This window comes from Clostridium disporicum (assembly GCF_001405015.1).
In the GTDB taxonomy this organism is placed as follows: Bacteria; Bacillota; Clostridia; order Clostridiales; family Clostridiaceae; genus Clostridium; species Clostridium disporicum_B.
In genome coordinates this window covers 1-21,366 of record NZ_CYZX01000008.1, presented here as the reverse complement: position 1 = coordinate 21,366, position 21,366 = coordinate 1, and the positions used below count along the sequence as shown (strand labels likewise).

15 protein-coding genes, 3 tRNA genes, 1 rRNA gene and 1 other annotated feature are annotated in these 21,366 nt (G+C 31.3%); all 19 genes read left to right on the top strand.

What is annotated here, in order from left to right; genetic code table 11:
• Positions 1–116: 116 nt before the first annotated feature.
• A complete protein-coding gene (locus ARA56_RS06670) occupies positions 117–3,863 on the top strand; it encodes a phosphoribosylformylglycinamidine synthase (protein ID WP_055265023.1) in 3,747 nt (1,248 codons plus the stop codon).
• 30 nt (positions 3,864–3,893) lie between these two features.
• Positions 3,894–4,373 (top strand): 5-(carboxyamino)imidazole ribonucleotide mutase, encoded by a 480-nt coding sequence (gene purE, locus ARA56_RS06665; RefSeq protein ID WP_055265021.1) that lies wholly within the window; start codon positions 3,894–3,896, stop codon positions 4,371–4,373.
• Complete coding sequence (gene purC / locus ARA56_RS06660) at positions 4,373–5,083, top strand: phosphoribosylaminoimidazolesuccinocarboxamide synthase (protein ID WP_055265019.1); 711 nt, start codon at positions 4,373–4,375, stop codon at positions 5,081–5,083. Before purE ends, purC begins: the two co-directional genes overlap by 1 nt.
• 27 nt (positions 5,084–5,110) lie before the next feature.
• On the top strand, positions 5,111–6,562 hold the full coding sequence (gene purF, locus ARA56_RS06655) for an amidophosphoribosyltransferase (RefSeq protein WP_055265017.1): 1,452 nt from the start codon (positions 5,111–5,113) through the stop codon (positions 6,560–6,562).
• Positions 6,556–7,560, top strand: a complete 1,005-nt coding sequence (purM, locus tag ARA56_RS06650) for a phosphoribosylformylglycinamidine cyclo-ligase (protein WP_055265015.1) — start codon at positions 6,556–6,558, stop codon at positions 7,558–7,560. The genes purF and purM overlap by 7 nt, the downstream gene beginning before the upstream one ends.
• Positions 7,548–8,162, top strand: a complete 615-nt coding sequence (gene purN, locus ARA56_RS06645) for a phosphoribosylglycinamide formyltransferase (protein ID WP_055265013.1) — start codon at positions 7,548–7,550, stop codon at positions 8,160–8,162. The genes purM and purN overlap by 13 nt, the downstream gene beginning before the upstream one ends.
• 1 nt (position 8,163) lies before the next feature.
• A complete protein-coding gene (purH, locus tag ARA56_RS06640) occupies positions 8,164–9,669 on the top strand; it encodes a bifunctional phosphoribosylaminoimidazolecarboxamide formyltransferase/IMP cyclohydrolase (protein WP_055265011.1) in 1,506 nt (501 codons plus the stop codon).
• 60 nt (positions 9,670–9,729) lie between these two features.
• Positions 9,730–10,980, top strand: coding sequence for a phosphoribosylamine--glycine ligase (gene purD, locus ARA56_RS06635; protein ID WP_055265009.1), 1,251 nt, complete (start codon positions 9,730–9,732; stop codon positions 10,978–10,980).
• Positions 10,981–11,068: 88 nt separating this feature from the next.
• Positions 11,069–12,730: a formate--tetrahydrofolate ligase gene (locus tag ARA56_RS06630; RefSeq protein ID WP_055265007.1), complete on the top strand. Its 1,662-nt coding sequence runs from the start codon at positions 11,069–11,071 to the stop codon at positions 12,728–12,730.
• Between the two features lie 129 nt (positions 12,731–12,859).
• Positions 12,860–13,639: a type III pantothenate kinase gene (locus ARA56_RS06625; protein WP_055265005.1), complete on the top strand. Its 780-nt coding sequence runs from the start codon at positions 12,860–12,862 to the stop codon at positions 13,637–13,639.
• A gap of 6 nt (positions 13,640–13,645) precedes the next feature.
• Positions 13,646–14,614 carry a tRNA dihydrouridine synthase DusB gene (gene dusB, locus ARA56_RS06620; RefSeq protein ID WP_055265003.1) on the top strand — a complete coding sequence of 323 codons (969 nt, stop codon included), beginning with the start codon at positions 13,646–13,648 and terminating at the stop codon, positions 14,612–14,614.
• Between the two features lie 181 nt (positions 14,615–14,795).
• Positions 14,796–15,278, top strand: coding sequence for a transcription elongation factor GreA (greA, locus tag ARA56_RS06615; RefSeq protein WP_055265001.1), 483 nt, complete (start codon positions 14,796–14,798; stop codon positions 15,276–15,278).
• A 15-nt stretch (positions 15,279–15,293) separates the two neighbouring features.
• Positions 15,294–16,799, top strand: a complete 1,506-nt coding sequence (gene lysS / locus ARA56_RS06610) for a lysine--tRNA ligase (protein WP_055264999.1) — start codon at positions 15,294–15,296, stop codon at positions 16,797–16,799.
• A 187-nt stretch (positions 16,800–16,986) separates the two neighbouring features.
• A tRNA-Asn gene (locus ARA56_RS06605) sits at positions 16,987–17,061 on the top strand.
• A gap of 98 nt (positions 17,062–17,159) precedes the next feature.
• Positions 17,160–17,234, top strand: a tRNA-Asn gene (locus tag ARA56_RS06600).
• 93 nt (positions 17,235–17,327) lie between these two features.
• Positions 17,328–17,402 (top strand) — tRNA-Asn (locus ARA56_RS06595).
• Between the two features lie 163 nt (positions 17,403–17,565).
• Positions 17,566–17,732 (top strand) — a binding site (T-box leader).
• Positions 17,733–17,863: 131 nt separating this feature from the next.
• On the top strand, positions 17,864–19,255 hold the full coding sequence (locus ARA56_RS06590; protein WP_055264997.1) for a glycine--tRNA ligase: 1,392 nt from the start codon (positions 17,864–17,866) through the stop codon (positions 19,253–19,255).
• 168 nt (positions 19,256–19,423) lie between these two features.
• Entirely contained in the window at positions 19,424–20,803 is a 1,380-nt protein-coding gene (murD, locus tag ARA56_RS06585; protein ID WP_055264995.1) for a UDP-N-acetylmuramoyl-L-alanine--D-glutamate ligase, read from the top strand.
• A 493-nt stretch (positions 20,804–21,296) separates the two neighbouring features.
• Positions 21,297–21,366, top strand: a 16S ribosomal RNA gene (locus tag ARA56_RS06580); the annotation flags it as partial.

The following is a 21,366-nucleotide window of genomic DNA, read 5'->3' as shown; positions in this document are numbered from 1 at the left end:
AATTTATAAAAAATGTTGACTTATTTTTAAAATAGATGTTATTATTTAAATAACAAGGGGTAATATGGAATTGATAAAAATTTAAATAAAATTTTAATATTATTGGAGGATAATTTATGGCTTGCAATAGAATTATATTCGTTGAAAAAAAAGAAGGGTTTGATGTTGAAGGTAAATTGCTTTTAGAAGATTTTAGAGATAATCTTTCTATTAAAACTTTAGATAATGTTAGAGTTTTAAATAAGTACATAATTGGAGAACTTGAAGAACATTATTACAAGATAGCTTTGAAGACTATTTTTGGTGAATTACCAGTAGATAATATTTATGAAGGAAGCTTAGAAATAAAAGAAGGTGATATTGCTTTTGGAGTAGAGTATCTACCAGGTCAATATGATCAAAGAGCTGATTCAGCTTCAGAATGTTTAATGCTTTTAACAAAAGAAAAAAGAGTGGAAGTTAAGTGGAGCAAAATTATAATTCTACAAGGTAATTTATCTATTGAAGATGTAGAAAAAATAAAAGCATATTTTATAAATCCAGTTGATTCAAGAGAAGCAGATATAAATTCATCAGAGCTAACAAATGAATATAAAGAGCCAAAAAATGTAGAAATTCTAAATGGTTTTATTAATAAGAATATAGATGAACTAAAAGAATTTCATAAAGAGATGGGATTAGCCATGAGTATAGGAGATTTAGAAATGATAAGAAAATACTTCTTATCAGAAGGTAGAAATCCTAGTATCACTGAAATAAAAGTTATCGATACTTATTGGTCAGATCACTGTAGACATACTACCTTTTTAACTTCAATAAAAGAAATAGAAATAGAAGATGGAAAATACAATGTTCCAGTTAAAAAATCATATGAAGCATACATGAAATCAAGAGATTTTGTTTATGGAGAAAATACGGATAGAGATATAAACTTAATGGATTTAGCTGTCATATGCATGAAGGAATTAAGAAAAAGAGGACTTACAGAAGATTTAGATATATCAGATGAAATAAATGCATGCTCAATAAATATAAAGGTTGAAACTAATAATGGAGAAGAAGAATATCTTCTAATGTTTAAGAATGAAACACACAATCATCCAACAGAAATAGAACCTTTTGGAGGAGCAGCAACTTGTCTTGGAGGGGCTATTAGAGACCCACTTTCAGGAAGAACTTACGTATATGGAGCTATGAGGGTTACAGGAGCAGCTGATCCGACAGCTAGTATAGAGGAAACTATAAAAGGCAAATTACCTCAAAGAACTATTACCCTTGGAGCTGCAAGTGGGTATAGTTCATATGGTAATCAAATAGGACTTGCAACAGGACAAGTTGATGAAGTTTATCATCCTAATTATGCTGCTAAGAGAATGGAAGTTGGAGCAGTTATTGCAGCAGCACCAAAGGAAAATGTAAGACGTGAAGAGCCACAAAAAGGAGATGTTGTAGTTCTTTTAGGTGGAAAGACTGGTAGAGATGGTATTGGTGGAGCTACAGGATCTTCAAAGGAACATACTGAAGATTCACTAAATGAATGTGGAGCAGAAGTTCAAAAAGGAAATCCTCCAACGGAAAGAAAAATTCAAAGACTTTTCAGAAATAAAGAAGTTACAAGAATGATAAAAAGATGCAATGATTTTGGAGCAGGTGGAGTTTCAGTTGCTATTGGAGAGTTATGCAGAGGTCTTGATATAGATTTAGATAAGGTTCCTAAAAAGTATGAAGGATTAGATGGAACTGAAATAGCTATATCGGAATCTCAAGAAAGAATGGCAGTAGTAATAGAAAAAGAAAATTTAGAAAAGTTTATAAGATTATCTAATGAGGAAAATTTAGAAGCTGTAGTTGTTGCGGAAGTTACAGATACAGAAAGACTAAGAATGTTCTGGAGAGGCAATGCAATAGTAGATATTAAGAGAAGTTTCTTAGATACAAATGGGGAAACTCAAGAAACAAACGTGAAGGTAACTGCACCAACTGAATATCCATTTGCAGTAGGAGATGTAAATGTAAAAGATAAATGGATAGAAACTCTTAATAGTTTAAATGTATGTGATAAAAAGGGATTAATCGAAAGATTTGATTCGACTATTGGAAGTGGAACAGTTCTAATGCCGTTAGGAGGGAAATATTCAAGAACTCCAGCAGAAGGTATGGCATTTAAAATTCCTGTGCAAAATGGAGAAACTAATTCAGCTTCAATAATGACGTACGGATTTAATCCAGAGCTTGGAGTTTGGAGCCCATTTCATATGGCATACTATGCAGTTATAGAATCAATAACTAAGCTTTCTTGTATTGGCGGAGATTATAGAAAAGCAAGATTAACATTCCAAGAGTATTTTGAAAAGTTAGGAGATAAAAAGGAAAGATGGGGAAAACCATTTTCAGCATTATTAGGTGCATATAAAGCTCAAATGGATTTAGAGATACCTGCTATAGGAGGTAAGGATTCTATGTCTGGAAGCTTTGGAGAAATGGATGTACCACCAACGCTTGTATCTTTTGCTGTTGGAATGATAGATAGTTCAAAAGCTATATCACCAGAATTTAAAAAGGTTGGTTCAAAAGTAATATTAGTCAAATCGGAAAAAGATGAAGATGGAACGTTAAAAACTGAAATGTTTAAAAACAACTTAATTACTTTAAATAAGCTAATAGAAGAGAAGAAAATTCTAAGTGCATATTCACTTAAATTTGGTGGGGTATCAGAAGGTTTAAGTAAGATGGCTTTAGGAAATGGAATTGGGGTTAAGTTCAATTCATTAGATAATGAAGAGTTATTTGGATTTAATTATGGTAGCTTCATTTTAGAAATTGAAGAAAGCATAGATGAAAAAGAACTTTCGACTATGAATTACAAAGTAATAGGTAAAACAATTAATGAAAATTCAATTATTTCTGAAGATATAGATTTAGAAATATCTTTAGATGAAATAAGCAGAGAGTATGAAAGAAAATTAAAAAATGTATTTAAAGCAAAAACAAAAGCTTCAGAAGAAAAAATAGAAGAGGTTTTATATAAAGAAGAAAATAAAGTTTCACCTTTAATAAAGGTTGCAAAACCAAGAGTTGTTATTCCAGTATTCCCAGGAACAAACTGTGAATATGACTGTAGAAGAGCATTCGAAAGAGAAGGTGGGGATGTTAAAGAAGTAGTTTTAAGAAACTACAATAAGGAATCACTTTTAGAATCTTTAGACATATTGAAGCAAGAAATTGATAAATCTCAAATAATAATGCTACCAGGTGGTTTCTCAGCAGGAGATGAACCTGATGGATCAGCTAAATTTATAGTTAATATCTTTAGAAATGAAAAGATAAAAGAATCTGTTATGGAATTATTAAAGAATAGAGATGGATTAATGTTAGGAATTTGTAACGGCTTCCAAGCATTAATAAAGTTAGGGCTTTTACCATACGGTGAAATATGTGACATAGAGGAAGAGATGGCGACATTAACTTTTAATAATATAAATAGACATATGTCATCGATGGTTAGAACTAAAATAGTATCTAAAAAATCACCATGGTTCAATGAAGTTAATTTAGGAGATATTCATTCAGTACCAATATCTCATGGAGAAGGAAGATTTGTTGCTCCAAAGGAACTATTAGAAACACTTATGAAAAATGGACAAATAGCAACTCAATATGTTGATTATGAAGGAAATATTTCAATGGACATGCCTTATAATCCAAATGGGTCGATGCTAGGAATAGAAGGAATAACAAGCCCTGATGGAAGAATATTAGGAAAGATGGCTCACTCCGAAAGAACAGGAAGCAATCTTTATAAGAATATGGAAGGCAATTTTGAGCAAGGGTTATTTAAATCAGGAATCAATTATTTTAAATAATTGATTCTTAAAGTAAGGAGAGTGTATTTCATGAAAGTAGCAATATTTTTTGGAAGTAAATCAGATACTGAAGTAATGAGAGGTGCAGCAACTGCATTAAAGGAATTTGGAGTAGAGTATAAAGCATTTATTCTTTCAGCTCATAGAGTACCTGAGAAGTTAGAAGAAACTTTAAGAGAAATCGAAAAAGAAGGATATGAAGTTATTATTGCAGGAGCTGGACTAGCAGCACATCTTCCAGGTGTAATAGCATCTCAAACTGTATTACCTGTAATAGGAGTTCCTGTTAAAGCGGCGTTAGATGGTATGGATGCTCTTTTATCAATAGTTCAAATGCCAAAATCTATTCCGGTTGCAACTGTAGGAATTAATAATAGTTACAATGCTGGTATGTTAGCAGTTCAAATGCTGTCATTAAAGTATCCAGATATTAAAGAGAAATTAATTGAATTTAGAATAAATATGAAGAAAAAATTTATAGAAGAAAATGGACAAGGAGTGGAATTGTAATGGTTAATAAGTATGAAAAATTATATGAAGGAAAAGCAAAACAAATTTTTAGAACTGACAATGAAGAACATGTAATAGTTCATTATAAAGATGATGCTACAGCTTTTAATGGGGAAAAGAAAGCTCAAATACAAAATAAAGGTGTTCTTAACAATCAAATTACATCAATGATTTTTGAAATGTTAAATAAGAATGGAATCAAGACTCATTTTATAGAAAAGTTAAATGATAGAGATCAACTTTGTAAAAGAGTAGAAATAGTGCCACTTGAAGTTATAGTAAGAAATGTTGCTGCTGGAAGCATGGCAAAGAGATTGGGATTAGAAGAAGGGTTTAAATTGAAGACTACTGTTTTTGAATTATCATACAAAGATGATAGTCTAGGTGACCCGTTAATAAATGATTATCATGCAGTCGGTATTGGAGCAACTACTTTTGAGGAGTTAAATAACATTTACGAAATGACTGCTAAGATAAATGATTTATTAAAAGAATTCTTTAAAAAGCAAAATATAGATTTAATAGATTTTAAAATTGAGTTTGGTAGATTGCCAAATGGTGAAGTTGTTTTAGCTGATGAAATATCACCGGATACATGTAGATTCTGGGATTCAACAACTGGAGAAAAGTTAGATAAAGATAGATTTAGAAGAGATATGGGTAATGTTGAAGAAGCATACGTAGAAATTTTAAAGAGAATACAAGGGTAAAATAAAGAATTTAAGGGAGATTTAAAAATGATAAATTCATCAATTGATATTATGGATCCTGCAAATGGTAAATTTAAAGACGAATGTGGTGTTTTTGGGATATATGTAAATAAACCAGTTGATGTTGCATCAGTAACTTATTATGGTCTTTATGCACTTCAACATAGAGGACAAGAAAGTGCAGGAATAGCAGTTGCTAATGGAGAAGAAGTAAAAATTCATAAGGGACTTGGTTTGATTACAGAAGCTTTTAATAGTGATAATTTAGATTATCTTAAATCTTTAAATGGGAATATAAGCGTAGGTCATGTTAGATATTCTACAGCTGGAGCTAAAACAGTTGAAAATGCTCAACCGCTTTTAGCAAATACAAAGTTAGGGCCTATAGCTATGGCTCATAATGGAAATTTAGTAAATGCTGATGTTATACGTGAGTTATTAGAGGATGGTGGACATGTTTTTCATACATCAGTTGATTCAGAAGTTTTAGCATCACTTATAGCTAGAGGTTCTAAAAGAGGCATAGAAAGAGCTGTTGTTAATGCAATTTCTGCAGTAAGAGGTTCTTTTGCGATGGTTATTATGACAAAGGATAAACTAATAGGAATAAGAGATCCGCATGGAATAAGACCTCTATGTCTTGGAAAGATTGATGAAGGATATATTCTTTCTTCTGAAAGTTGTGCTTTAGATTCGGTAGGAGCAGAGTTGGTTCGTGATATAGAGCCGGGAGAAATAGTAGTAATCGATAGTGATGGAGTTAAATCTATTAAGTATTCAGAAGGAACTACATGTCAGACTTGTGCTTTTGAGTATATATACTTTGCAAGACCAGATTCAGTTATAGATGAATTAGATGTTTATAATACAAGAGTTAAACAAGGAGAAGTTCTTTATCAAGAACACAAAATAGATGCTGATTTAGTAGTGGCAGTGCCTGACTCAGGAATACCAGCAGCTGTTGGATATTCTAAGGCTTCAGGAATTCCTTATGAGATGGGATTTGTTAAAAATAGATATGTGGGGAGAACGTTTATATCACCATCTCAAGAACTAAGGGAAAGAGCAGTTGCGGTAAAGTTAAATCCTCTTAAAGTTAATGTAAAAGGAAAAAGAGTTATTCTTATAGATGATTCCATAGTAAGAGGTACTACATCAAAGCATTTAATAGATTCTTTAAGAAGGGCAGGAGCAACAGAGGTACATTTTCTTGTAGCTTCACCAATAGTTAAATTTCCTTGTTATTTTGGAATAGATACTCCTTATAGAAGTGAACTTATAGGAGCTAATAAATCAGTAGAAGAAATAAGAGAAACAATAGGTTGTGATTCTTTAGGATACTTAAGTTTAGAGGGAATGTATGAAGGGTTTTACGGAAGAAGAAACTTCTGTGTAGGATGTTTTAATGGAGTTTATCCAGTTTCAGCACCGATGGAAAAATTAAATGAGAATCTTGAGGAGGAAGAAGTGTTATGCTAACTTACAAGGAATCAGGGGTTAATATAGAAGAAGGATATAAGTCTGTAAAGCTTATTCAAAACTATGCAAAAGAAACTATGAGTAAGTATGTTTTAAATGGGTTAGGTTCTTTTGGAGGGATGATTGAAATACCAGAAGGGTACAGAAGACCAGTGTTAGTTTCAGGAACTGATGGAGTAGGAACTAAATTAGATATAGCTTGTAAAAAGAGAAAGTATGACACTGTAGGTATAGATTGTGTCGCTATGTGCGTGAACGATATTTTATGTCATGGAGCAAAACCTTTATATTTCTTAGATTATATAGCATGTGGAAAGCTTGAAGCAGAGGTAGCAGCAGATTTAGTAAAAGGTGTTTCAGAAGGGTGTCTTCAATCTGATTGTGCATTAATCGGTGGAGAAACTGCCGAAATGCCAGGTTTTTATAAAGAAGGGGATTATGATATTGCAGGCTTTGCAGTAGGTGTAGTTGAAAAAGAGCAAATAATAAGTGGGCAAGACATTAAAGAGGGGGACAAGCTTATAGGAATAGCCTCTTCTGGAATTCATTCAAATGGATATTCTCTTGTAAGAAAAGTGTTTACTGATTTAGATAGAGAATTTAATGGTAGACCAATATATGAAACACTTTTAGAACCAACTAAGATATATGTTAAACCGGTTTTAAGTATATTAGATAAATTTAAAGTAAAAGGAATGGCGCATATAACAGGTGGCGGATTTATTGAAAATGTTCCAAGAATGTTTAATGGAAGAGAAAATCTAACTGCGGTTATAGAAAAGGAAAGTTACAAACTTCCAGAGATATTCTTAGAGATGGAAAGATTAGGTGTTAATAGAGAGCATATGTATAACACTTTTAATATGGGAATAGGATTTATCTTATGTGTAGATGAAAAAGATGTTAACGAGATTTTAAGTGAGCTTAAGGAATGTGGAGAAGAGGCTTATGAAATTGGCTATATAACACCTGGAGGTGAGGGTATTTGTTTAAAATAGCAGTACTTGCTTCTGGTGGAGGTTCAAACCTTCAATCAATAATAGATAAAATTAATGATGGATACATAAATGCTTCAATAGATGTTGTTATTGGAAGTAAAGATGGAATATATGCTTTAGAGAGAGCAAAAAAGCATAATATAAAAACTTGTGTTATTAGTAAGAAAGAATTTGGGTGTGAAACATCTAATAGGATTTTAGAAGTAGTAAAAGATGTTGATTTAATAGTATTAGCTGGATATCTATCAATATTAGAAGGTGAAATATTAAAGGTATTTAAAAATAGAATAATCAATATTCATCCTTCTCTTATCCCAGCCTTTTGCGGAGATAAAATGTATGGCGAGTACGTACATAAAGCTGCTATTGAAAAAGGTGTTAAATATTCAGGATGTACAGTTCATTTTGTAAATGAAGAGGTTGATGGAGGTGCGATAATCTTACAGGATATAGTAAGTGTAACACCTGATGATACCTATGAAACTCTTCAAAAAAAGATTTTAGTAAAAGAGCATTTAAATCTTCCTAAAGCAATTAAGCTTATAAGTGAAGGGAAAATTGAGATAGTAAACAATAAGGTTATTATAAAAGAAGAGGTGTAGTATGAAAAAAAGAGCTTTAATAAGTGTTTTCAATAAAGATGGAGTTTTAGATCTAGCAAGATTTTTAGAAAGTATAGATGTAGAAATTATTTCTACAGGTGGAACATTTAAATACTTAAAAGATAATGGGATAAATGTTGTTGAGGTAAATGAAGTAACAAATTTTCCAGAGATGCTAGACGGAAGAGTTAAGACATTACACCCAATTATACATGCAGGTATATTAGCTATAAGAGATAAAGAAGAGCATATGAATACCTTAAAAGAAAGAGAAATAAACACAATTGATTATGTTGTAGTTAACTTATATCCTTTCTTTGAAAAAGTACGTGAAGATTTAAGCTTCGAGGAAAAGGTTGAATTTATAGATATTGGTGGCCCAACAATGCTTAGATCAGCAGCTAAGAATTTTAGAGATGTTGTTGTTTTAAGTGATAAAGAGGACTATGAGAGAGTTATAGATGAAATAAAGAAAAATGGAGAGGTTTCATTTAAATTAAGAAAGATTTTAGCAGGTAAGGTATTTAACTTAACTAATGCTTATGATGCAGCTATATCTAACTTCTTATTAGAAGGTGAAGAAGAATATCCTGAATATCTTTCTATTTCGTATAAAAAGAAACAAAGCTTAAGATATGGTGAAAATCCACATCAAAGTGCTGCTTATTATTCATCAAATGAGTTTGACGGAGCTATGAATAGCTTTGAAATATTAAATGGAAAAGAATTATCTTACAATAATATAAAAGACTTAGATATTGCGTGGAAGGTATGTAATGAATTTGAAGAAACAGCTTGTTGTGCACTAAAACATAATACACCTTGTGGAGTTGCAATAGGAGAATCTTCATTTGAAGTTTATAAGAAAGCTCATGATGCAGATCCAATATCTATATTTGGTGGAATTGTTGCAGTAAATAGAGAGATAGATGAAGAGACTGCTAGAGAGATGAGTAAAATATTCTTAGAAGTTGTTGCAGCCCCATCATTTACTGAAGGAGCTTTAGAAGTTTTAAAAGCTAAGAAGAATTTAAGAGTGATAAAATGCAATCAAAAGCCAAGTGCTAAAAAATTTATGGTAACTGTAGATGGTGGAATATTAGTTCAAGAAGAAGATTTAAAATTACAAAATGAATTAAAAGTTGTTACAGAAAAGAAGCCAACTGAAAATGAATTAAGAGATATGGAATTTGGAATGAAGGTTGTTAAATATGTAAAATCTAATGCTATTGTTGCTATTAAAGATGGAGTAGCAATAGGAATTGGTGGGGGACAAGTTAATAGAATTTGGGCAACTACTGAAGCGTTAGAAAGAGGAAAAGGAGCAACTGTATTAGCATCAGATGCATTCTTCCCGTTTAGAGATTGTGTAGATGAAGCTGTAAAATATGGTATAAAAGCAATTGTTCAACCAGGTGGCTCTATTAGAGATGAAGAATCGATAACTGCATGTAATGAACATGGAATATCAATGGTGTTTACAGGAATTAGACATTTTAAACACTAATTTTATAAAGCTATATGAAACTAATTTTTCATATAGCTTTAATTATAGGGGGATTTTTAAATGAAGATTTTATTAGTTGGTTCTGGTGGAAGAGAAAGTGCTATTGCTTTTAAGATAGCTCAAAATGAAAAGGTATCTAAGATATATGTAGCGCCAGGAAATGGTGGAACAGCTTTATATGAGAAATGTGAAAATTTAAATATAACTGATATAGATGAACTTTTATCTTTTGCAAAAGAGAATAATATAGATTTGACTATTGTTGGGCCTGAAGAACCTTTAACTAAAGGAATAGTAGATAAGTTTAGAAGCGAAGGCTTAAGAATATTTGGACCTGATAAAAAAGGTGCTGAACTTGAAGGAAGTAAAAGTTTTTCAAAAGACTTCATGAAAAAGTATGGAGTTAGTACAGCTGAGTATGAAGTGTTTTATGATGCTGAAGAAGCAAAAGCATACTTAGAAACTTGTAGCTACCCAATAGTTATAAAAGCTGATGGATTAGCTGCTGGAAAAGGTGTAGTTATTTGTGAAGAACTAAATACAGCTTTAGATACTATAGATTTATTTATGGTTCAAGATATGTTTAAAGGAGCAGGTAGGAGGGTAGTTATAGAAGAGTTTTTAGTAGGTATAGAAGCTTCTATATTATCAATAACAGATGGAAAAACGATAATACCATTTTTATCTGCAAAAGATCATAAACAAATATTTGATGGAAATAAGGGACCTAATACAGGTGGAATGGGAGTAGTTTGCCCAAATCCTTACGTAACAGATGGAGTATTAAAAGATTTCTACGAAAACATAATGGATAAAACCTTAATGGGTATTAGAGAAGAAGGAATGGATTTTAAAGGAATAATATTCTTTGGAATAATGATAACTGAAAAAGGCGTTAAACTTTTAGAATATAACGTTAGAATGGGAGACCCTGAAACTCAGTCAGTTCTTACTTTAATGAAGACAGACCTTTTAGATTTAATTGAAAAAGCGTTAGATGAAAAATTAGAAGATTCAGAAGTTGAGTGGGAAGAAGGATATTGTGTTAATGTAGTGCTTTCTTCAAAAGGTTATCCTGATAAAGCTTGCACAGGCTATGAAATAGAAATTGATAATACAGAGTTAAGTAATGTATTTGTAGCTGGAGCAAAATTAGAAGAAGGTAAGTTAATAACTAATGGTGGAAGAGTTTTATCTGTTGTTGGAAAGGGAAGAACTTTAGAAGAGGCAAGAGAGGCTGCTTATAAAATTAGAGAAAAAGTTAATTTTGAAGGAGCCTATTGTAGAAGTGATATTGGAATTGCAAAATAATTATATTTTAAATACTATGTTAAATTTGTATGTTTAGGTGATATAATGAAAAAAATAATAATAAATGCCTAGTTAGGGGGTAATAAAAATGAAAAGTGATATAGATATAGCACAAGAAGCTAAGATGGAGCCAATAATAAAGATTGCAGAATCTATAGGTTTAAATGAAGATGAGATAGATCTTTATGGCAAATATAAATGTAAATTATCTTTAGATATTTTAAACAAAGAAGGAAAAGACGGAAAGTTAGTTTTAGTAACAGCAATAAATCCAACTCCAGCAGGAGAAGGTAAATCAACAGTTACAGTTGGGCTAGGTCAGGCTTTATGTAAATTAGGTAAAAATTCTATAATTGCATTAAGAGAACCTTCTTTAGGACCTGTATTTGGAATAAAAGGTGGAGCAGCTGGAGGTGGATATTCTCAAGTAGTTCCAATGGAAGATATTAATTTACACTTTACAGGTGATATGCATGCTATTACAAGCGCAAACAATTTATTATGCGCAGCTATAGATAATCATATTCATCAAGGAAACTTATTAAGAATAGATACAAGAAAGATTCTATTCAAAAGAGTTATGGATATGAATGATAGAGCATTAAGAAATATAGTAGTTGGAATGGGTGGACCGATTAATGGTTTCTTGAGAGAAGATGGATTCATGATAACTGTTGCATCAGAAATTATGGCGATTCTTTGCTTAGCAACTGACCTAAAAGATTTAAAAGAAAGAATGGGAAATATATTAATTGCATATGATTTAGACAATAATCCTGTCTATGCAAAACAATTAGAAGTTCAAGGTGCTATGGCATTATTAATGAAAGATGCTATAAAGCCTAATTTAGTTCAAACTTTAGAAAATACTCCTGCAATAATACATGGAGGACCTTTTGCTAATATTGCCCATGGATGTAATTCTATAATTGCAACAAAGATGGCATTAAAGCTTTCTGATATAGTGGTAACAGAAGCAGGTTTTGGAGCAGATTTAGGTGCTGAGAAGTTCTTCGATATTAAGTGTAGATATGGTGAATTAGCACCAAGTTGTGTAGTTTTAGTGGCTACAATAAGAGCACTTAAGCATCATGGTGGATGTAAGAAAGATGAATTAAATATTCCAAATGTAGAAGTATTAAAAAATGGATTATCTAATTTACAAAAACAAATTGAAAATATTCAAAAATATAATGTTCCAGTAGTAGTAGCTATAAATAGATTCTTAACAGATAGCAAAGAAGAGGAAGAAGCTATAAAGGAATTCTGTGAAGGGCTAGGAGTTAAAGTTGCACTTTCAGAGGTCTGGGAAAAAGGTGGAGAAGGTGGAATAGAACTAGCTAATGCAGTTATTCAATCTTTAGATGAAAAATCAGAATTCTCTCCTATATATAATAAAGAAGAATCTATAGAATCAAAAATATTAACTATAGCTAAAGAAATTTATGGAGCAACTGGTGTTAACTATACTAATGCTGCTAAAAAGCAAATAGCTAATTTAGAAAGAATAGGTTTGGATAAACTACCAATATGTATGGCGAAAACTCAATATTCATTATCAGATGATCCAACGCTTCTAGGAAGACCAGAAAACTTTACTATAACTGTTAAGGAAATAAGAGTTTCAAATGGAGCTGGATTTATAGTTGCTTTAACTGGAGATATAATGACAATGCCAGGATTACCAAAGGTTCCAGCGGCTAATAAAATGGATATACAAGAAAATGGAAAAATTGTTGGATTGTTCTAAAGTGACAGCGTCTAAATACTTGACAAAAGTTATGTAATTGTTAAAATTAAAGTATTGATTAAATTATTAGGATATAAAGATTAAAGGCAGCTTAAAGGCTGCTTTTAATTATATTAAGGTGGTGCTTGTATGATATTGTTAGTAGATGTGGGAAATACGAACATAGTTATTGGAATATATAATGAAAACGAATATATAGCTAGTTGGAGAATTTCTACAGACACAAAAAAAACTTCTGATGAATATAGTATTCAACTTATGCAGTTATTTGTTCAAAATGATTTAGATCCTAAAAAAGTAAAAGGTATAATCATATCATCAGTTGTACCTAATATAATGCATTCTTTGGAGAATATGGTTAGAAAAAGTTTTGATATAGAACCTATAATTGTTGGACCGGGAATCAAAACTGGAATTAACATAAAGTATGATAATCCTAAGGAAGTAGGAGCAGATAGAATTGTAAATGCTGTAGCGGCAAATGAACTTTATAATAGAGATTCAATAATAATAGATTTTGGTACAGCGACAACTTATTGTGCCCTAACTAAGGAAGGTAATTACTTAGGTGGATGTATATCTCCAGGAATAAAGATAGCTTCAGATGCTTTGTTTGAAAGAGCAGCTAAATTACCAAGAATAGAGCTAGAGGTACCTAAAAATATTATATGTAAAAACACAATAACAAGTATGCAAGCTGGAATTCTTTATGGATATATAGGACAGGTTGAATATATTGTTAAAAATACTAAAGAAGAGATGAAAAGATTAGGGTTAGAAGAACCTTTTGTAATAGCTACTGGAGGTTTGGCAAATACAATTGCTAGACATACAGATGTTATAGATGAAGTTAAAGGTGATTTAACATTAGAGGGGTTAAGAATAATATACGAAAAGAATAAGGAGTAACAAAAGATGAAAATAGGAAACCTTACTTTTAATAATAATGTTTTCTTAGCACCAATGGCAGGAGTTACTGATATTTCCTTTAGAGGATTATGCAAAGAAATGGGATGTGGATTAGTTTATACTGAAATGGTTAGTGCAAAAGCATTATATTATGGAAGTGATAACACTAAAGCATTATTAAGAATAGCGGATGAAGAAAAACCAGTAGCAGCTCAGATTTTTGGAAATGATCCTAAAATAATGGCGGAAGTGGTTGAGAAATATTTTAATCCAAGAGAAGATATTTGTATCTTAGATATAAATATGGGATGTCCTGCGCCCAAAATAACAAAAAATGATGAAGGATCTGCTTTGATGAAAAATCCTAAATTAGCAGCAGAAATAGTAAGTAGTATAAAGAAGGTCTCGAACAAGCCTGTAACTGTAAAGTTTAGAAAAGGCTATGATGAAGAAAATATTAATGCTGTAGAATTTGGTAAGGCTTTAGAGGAAGCAGGTGCTGATGCAATAGCAATTCATGGAAGAACAAAAAAACAAATGTATGAAGGTAAAGCAGATTGGGATATAATAGCTAAGGTGAAGAATTCTGTTTCAATTCCTGTAATAGGAAATGGAGATGTATTTACACCTGAAGATGCATTGAATATGAAAAAAATTACCAATTGTGATGCTATTATGATTGCAAGAGGTAGTATGGGAAATCCATGGATATTTAAGCAGATAGAAGATGTTCTAAATGGTAAAGATGCTTCTATTGTAACTGATTTAGAAAGAATAAATATGTGTATAAGACATTATGAGTTAGCTTTAAAATATGATGGAGAACATAAAGCTGTAAGAGAAATGAGAAAACATGCATCGTGGTATCTTAAAGGATTACCAAATAGTAGTGAGTTAAGAAACACTATTAATTCAATGGATAAGAGTTCTAATGTTATAGAAATATTAAATGAGTATAAAAATGTTTTGAGATAATATAATACTATAGTGTAATTTATATGAAAATACAGAATATTATTAAAGAAAGTACTGCCTTTTATGGTTTGTAATTTTATTGACATATTAAAAGTGCTGCTTTATAATATTTAAAATGATTTCAAGATTATTAACCTATAAATAGGGATTTAATAAAGTAAGATTCGAAGGGGAGAAAGATATGAGTCAAACAAAAAAGTTTATAATGACTTATGAAGGAGTTAAAAAGCTAGAAGAAGAGTTAGAATATCTAAAAACAGTTAAAAGAAAAGAAATAACTGAAAAGATCAAGGTAGCTTTAGGGTATGGGGACTTAAGTGAAAACTCAGAATATGATGAAGCAAAGAACGACCAAGCATTTACAGAAGGAAGAATTCTTCAATTAGAAAATATGTTAAAAAATGCACAAGTTGTAGATGAAAGTGAAATCCCAAGCGATACAGTTTCAGTAGGATCAGTAGTTAAGCTTATGGATTATGACTTTGATGAGGAAGTTGAATACACAATAGTAGGATCAGCAGAAGCAGATCCAATGAACTTTAAAATCTCAAATGAATCACCAGTAGGAGAAGCATTACTAGGTAAAAAAGTTGGGGATGTTGTAGAAGTTACTGTTCCAGAAGGAGTAAGTAAGTTCGAAGTTCTAGGAATTAGAAGAGCTTAATTGGAGGTATAATTAATGTCAACTGAAGAAATGAATATACAAGAGCTAGAATCTCAGTTCAGTGAGCAAGAAGCTTTAAGAAGAGAAAAGTTAGCAAAGTTACAAGCTGAAGGAAAGGATCCTTTTGATGTATACAAAGTAAATAGAACTCACTCTTCAAAAGAAGTAAAAGATAACTTTGATACTTTAGAAGGTAAAGAAGTAACAGTAGCAGGAAGAATTATGTCAAAGAGAGGACAAGGAAAAGTTGTTTTCTCAGATATCCATGACAGAGACGGAAAAATTCAATTATTCATAAAGATTGATGAAGTTGGAGAAGAAGCTTTAAAGCAATATAAGACAAATGACATAGGTGACTGGGTTGCTTGTACTGGGGAAGTTTTTAAAACTAAAACAGGTGAAGTATCAGTTAAGGCTAAAGAAATAGAGTTAATTTGTAAATCTTTAAAACCACTTCCTGAAAAATGGCACGGTTTAAAAGATCCAGATTTAAGATATAGACAAAGAGAAGTAGATATAATAACTAATCCAGAAGTTAAAGAAACTATAATTAAGAGAACTCAAATTATTAAAGGGATAAGAGAATTCTTAGATAATAGAGGATTCTTAGAAGTTGAAACACCAATATTAGGTGCTATAGCTGGTGGAGCTGCTGCAAGACCATTTATAACTCATCATAATACATTAGATATAGATATGTATTTAAGAATAGCAACAGAATTATACTTAAAGAGATTAATTGTTGCTGGTCTTGAAAAAGTATATGATATGGGTAAAAACTTCAGAAATGAAGGTATGTCAGTAAGACATAACCCAGAATTCACTATGATAGAGCTATATGAAGCTTATGCTGATTATAACGATATGATGGAAATAACTGAAAATATGATTGAATATGTTTGTAAAAAGGTAAATGGAACAACTAAGGTTACTTACCAAGGTACTGAAATTGACTTTAAAGCACCATGGAGAAGAATAACTATGGTTGATGCTGTTAAGGAATATGCTGGAATAGACTTCAATGAAATTAAAACAAATGAAGAAGCTCAAGCTATTGCTAAAGAAAAGCATTTAGAATTCCCAAAACCATTAAATACTGTAACTAAAGGTGAAGTATTAAATATGTTATATGAAGAATTCTGTGAACAGCATATGATCCAACCAACATTCATTATAGATTATCCAGTAGAAATTTCACCTCTTACAAAGAAAAAGAGAGGAAATGAAATGTTCACTGAAAGATTTGAAGGATTCGTGTTTGGTAGAGAATTATGTAATGCATATTCTGAATTAAATGATCCTATAGTTCAAAGAGAAAGATTTGCTCAACAAGCTAAAGAAAGAGAACTTGGGGATGATGAAGCTTACATGATCGATGAAGAATTCATGAGCGCATTAGAAACAGGTATGCCACCAACAGGTGGTCTTGGAATAGGAATAGATAGATTAGTAATGTTCTTAACTGATTCAGCGTCAATAAGAGATGTTATACTATTCCCAACAATGAAACCATTAAACTAGTAAAAAACCGCCGAAAGGCGGTTTTGCTTTGTTAAGAATTAAAATTTAATAATTAATATTGAAATAATAGTAGAGTTTTAAGTGAGATAAATAGCTAAAAAATAAATAAAATAAAAATTTATAAAAAAATGAACAAAAGGGGTTGCATTTTATATAAAAGTTGATATAATAGATTATGCAATGACGTTCCGCGATAGCTCAATGGTGGAGCACTCGGCTGTTAACCGATAGGTTGGAGGTTCGAGCCCTCTTCGCGGAGCCATTTTAAAACTTCATTGCAAAAGTTTAAAGGAAACTCACTCAACAGAGTTGAGGAGTACAAGATTCTAACTAAATCGGAGATTTAGAGAATCATAGCATTCCGCGATAGCTCAATGGTGGAGCACTCGGCTGTTAACCGATAGGCTGGAGGTTCGAGTCCTCTTCGCGGAGCCATTTTAAACTTAATAAAAAGAAGGTAACTTACTCAACTAGCGTTGATAAGTACAAGGTTATTAATTAAATCGAAGATTTGGATAACCATAGCATTCCGCGATAGCTCAATGGTGGAGCACTCGGCTGTTAACCGATAGGCTGGAGGTTCGAGTCCTCTTCGCGGAGCCATTTTTATTTTAGAAGAGTTTTGTAAGAACAGATTAGTCTGATTTTACAAAACTCTTTTTCTTTATTCAAAATAATTTTTAAAACATAATAATTTATGTAATGACGTATAATGCTAATTTGCTTGACATATACATGTGTTTTGGTAAAATTAATATATAATTTAATAAACGCTGTGAAAAAGAGGAGTAGTTTTAATATTTCTTTAAGAGAGATGATGGTTGGTGTAAATCATTAGGAATGTAAAATGAATGGAGCTTTGGAGTGTATTATTTTAAAGATGGGCTTAAGCCAAGAAGGGTGGAACCGCGGAATAGTTATTTCGTCCCTTTGTGGTTTTAGGGCTTTTTTTATTATAAAAAATTATTTAATGATTAATAATGAATAATTAACTGGTCAAAAAATTAATCTTTACTATTCAATATTAATTATTAACTATCAATTAAATTTAGGAGGAATCATATATGGCAGTAGAAAAAACTATGGAAAAAATAGTTGCTTTATGTAAGAGTAGAGGATTTGTATTCCCTGGATCAGAAATATACGGTGGATTAGCGAATTCATGGGATTACGGCCCATTAGGAGTAGAATTTAAAAATAATGTTAAAAAAGCTTGGTGGAAGAAGTTCGTACAAGAAAGCCCATATAATGTTGGTGTTGATTGTGCAATATTAATGAATCCAGAAGTTTGGGTTGCATCAGGACACGTTGGCGGATTCTCAGATCCACTTATGGACTGTAAAGAATGTAAATCAAGATTTAGAGCTGATAAATTAGTTGAAGATCATATGACAGAAAGTGGAGTAGAAGTTGCTTCAGCTGATGGATGGACTAATGAAGAATTAATGGAATATATAACTAAGAACAACATAGTTTGTCCTAAGTGTGGAAAAATGAACTACACTGATATAAGAAAGTTCAACTTAATGTTCAAGACATTCCAAGGGATAACAGAAGATTCAGCTAGCACTGTATACTTAAGACCAGAAACTGCTCAAGGTATATTTGTTAACTTTAAATCAGTTCAAAGAACATCAAGAAAGAAAGTTCCATTTGGTATAGCTCAAATAGGTAAATCTTTCAGAAATGAAATAACTCCAGGTAACTTCACTTTCAGAACAAGAGAATTCGAACAAATGGAATTAGAATTCTTCTGCAAACCAGGAACAGATTTAGAATGGTTTGGATACTGGAAAGATTACTGCTGGAACTTCTTATTAAACTTAGGTGTAAAAGCTGAATGTTTAAGAATGAGAGATCATGGTGAAGAAGAATTATCATTCTACTCAAATGCAACATCTGATATAGAATATTTATTCCCATTTGGTTGGGGAGAACTTTGGGGAATAGCTGATAGAACAGACTATGACTTAAAGAAGCATGCTGAACATTCAGGAACAGATATGACTTATTTAGACCCAACAACTAATGAAAAATATGTTCCATACTGTATAGAACCATCATTAGGAGCAGATAGAGTTGCATTAGCATTCTTAGTAGATGCATATGATGAAGAAGAATTAGAAGGTGGAGATGTTAGAACTGTAATGCACTTACATCCTGCATTAGCTCCATATAAAGCTGCTGTACTTCCATTATCTAAGAAGTTATCAGAAAAAGCTGATGAAGTTTATGATATGCTTTCTAAAAACTTCAATATTGAATATGATGAAACTGGAAGTATAGGTAAGAGATATAGAAGACAAGATGAAATAGGTACTCCATTCTGTATAACAATTGACTTCGAAACAGAAAATGATGGATGTGTAACTATAAGACATAGAGATTCTATGACACAAGAAAGAGTTAAAATTGAAGAATTAAATGACTTTATAGCTAAGAGCTTAGAGTTTTAATGTAATTAGGGCTGTTTGATAAACAAACAGCCCTTTATTTATATATCTGTAGCGAAATTTAGGATTAATAGAATATAATAAGTTATGATGTTATAATAATTTTATGTATGGGATAAAATTCAAATATGTAGAGATTTGTATAGGATTATTTTTGCTCTGGAGGATATTATGAAAAGAGATTTTAAAGAATTTAAGGAATTTATTAAAAATAAAAAAGTTGCAGTAGTTGGAATAGGGGTTAGTAATATTCCTTTAATAAACTTTTTATTAAAACTAGGGTCTGAAGTTACAGCTTTTGATAAGAAAACTAAAGAAGATTTAGGTGGGGTTTATGATGACTTTATATCTAAAGGTGTAAAGATGGAGCTAGGAGAACATTATCTTGATAATCTTACTGGATTTGAAGTTGTTTTTAAGACTCCTTCTATGAGAATAGATTGTGATGCCTTAGTTAAAGTTAAAAATGAAGGCGCTTATGTAACGTCTGAGATGGAAGAGTTCGTTAGATACTGTAAAGGTAAAGTATATGCAATTACAGGTTCTGATGGGAAGACTACAACTACAAGTATAGTAGCGAAGCTCTTAGAAGCTGAAGGATATAAAACTTGGGTGGGTGGTAATATAGGTACACCTCTATTTGCTAATATTGAAGAAATTGAAGACGAGCATAGGGTTGTCTTAGAGTTATCTAGTTTCCAACTTATGACTATGAACTTACCAGTAGATGTTGCCATAGTAACAAATCTTACACCTAATCATTTAGACATGCATAAAGGAATGCAAGAATATATAGATTCTAAGAAGAATATTTTCTTATATCAAAATGAATCAGATATATTAGTAGTAAATAGAGAAGATGAGATAACTTATGAATTTGAGAAAGAAGCTAAAGGTCATATTAGAGAGTTCAGTTCTAAGAGAGTATTAGAGCATGGAGCTTATTATAAAGAAGGTGCTTTATATCTAGAAGATAAGAAGGTATGTGAAAAAGAAAATATTATTATTAAAGGTATGCATAATGTAGAAAATTATTTAGCTGCATTTGCTGCGACTAAAGATGATGTAAAAATTGAAACTATGAAAAATGTAGCTGAGACATTTGGTGGGGTTGAACATAGATGTGAATTTGTAAGAGAGATTGATGGTGTTAAGTATTATAATGATTCAATAGCATCAACCCCTACTAGAACTGTAGCTGGATTACGTGCTTTTGATAAAAAAGTGATTTTAATTGCTGGAGGGTATGATAAGCATATTCCTTTTGAACCATTAGCTGAAGATGGATATCCATATATTAAAGAAGTAGTAATTTTAGGAGCTACTAAATATAAAATAAAAGAAGCTTTTGAAAAACTTAAATTAGAAAAAGGTATAGATGTTCCAACTGTAATGGTTGAATCTTTAGAGGAAGCTGTAGAAGTTTCAAGAAAGATAGCTACTGAAGGGGATATAGTAACTTTATCTCCTGCATGTGCATCCTTTGATATGTTCCCTAATTTTGCAGTAAGAGGAAATAAGTTTAAGGAAATAGTCAACGCTACGAATTAATAGGAAAATGAGTTAAATTTGATAATAGAAAGTGAGCTAGAGTATTTTTATATAATCTAGCTCATTTTTATGAATGAAATCTAAGTAAATATATTAGTTAATATGAAAAATAAACTTCCACATATCCTGGTGTATCAATATATGAATAAATAAGAAAAAAAGAGAAAAAAAGAGTAATATAAAAATAATTAAAATAGATAAAATGCAAATATTGCAAGAAAATGAAGAAAGATGGTAACATAGTAAAAGTCGTCGGCAGTAATTATTAAATAACTGAAGATGATGAGTTGAAAACATTGATTAAAAGTTAAAAAAACTTTTTAAAAAATATGTTGACAACAAAAAAGATAAATGTTATCATAAAAAAGCAGTCGGGAATGATTGCTAAATGATCTTTGAAAATTGAACAGAATATAAATTAAGAACCAGCAATTCTTTTGAGAGTTTTTAAAATATTAAAGACTCAAAGTAATTTGAGCAACAGATTAAACTTTTTATTGAGAGTTTGATCCTGGCTCAGGACGAACGCTGGCGGCATGCCTAACACATGCAAGTCGAGCGAG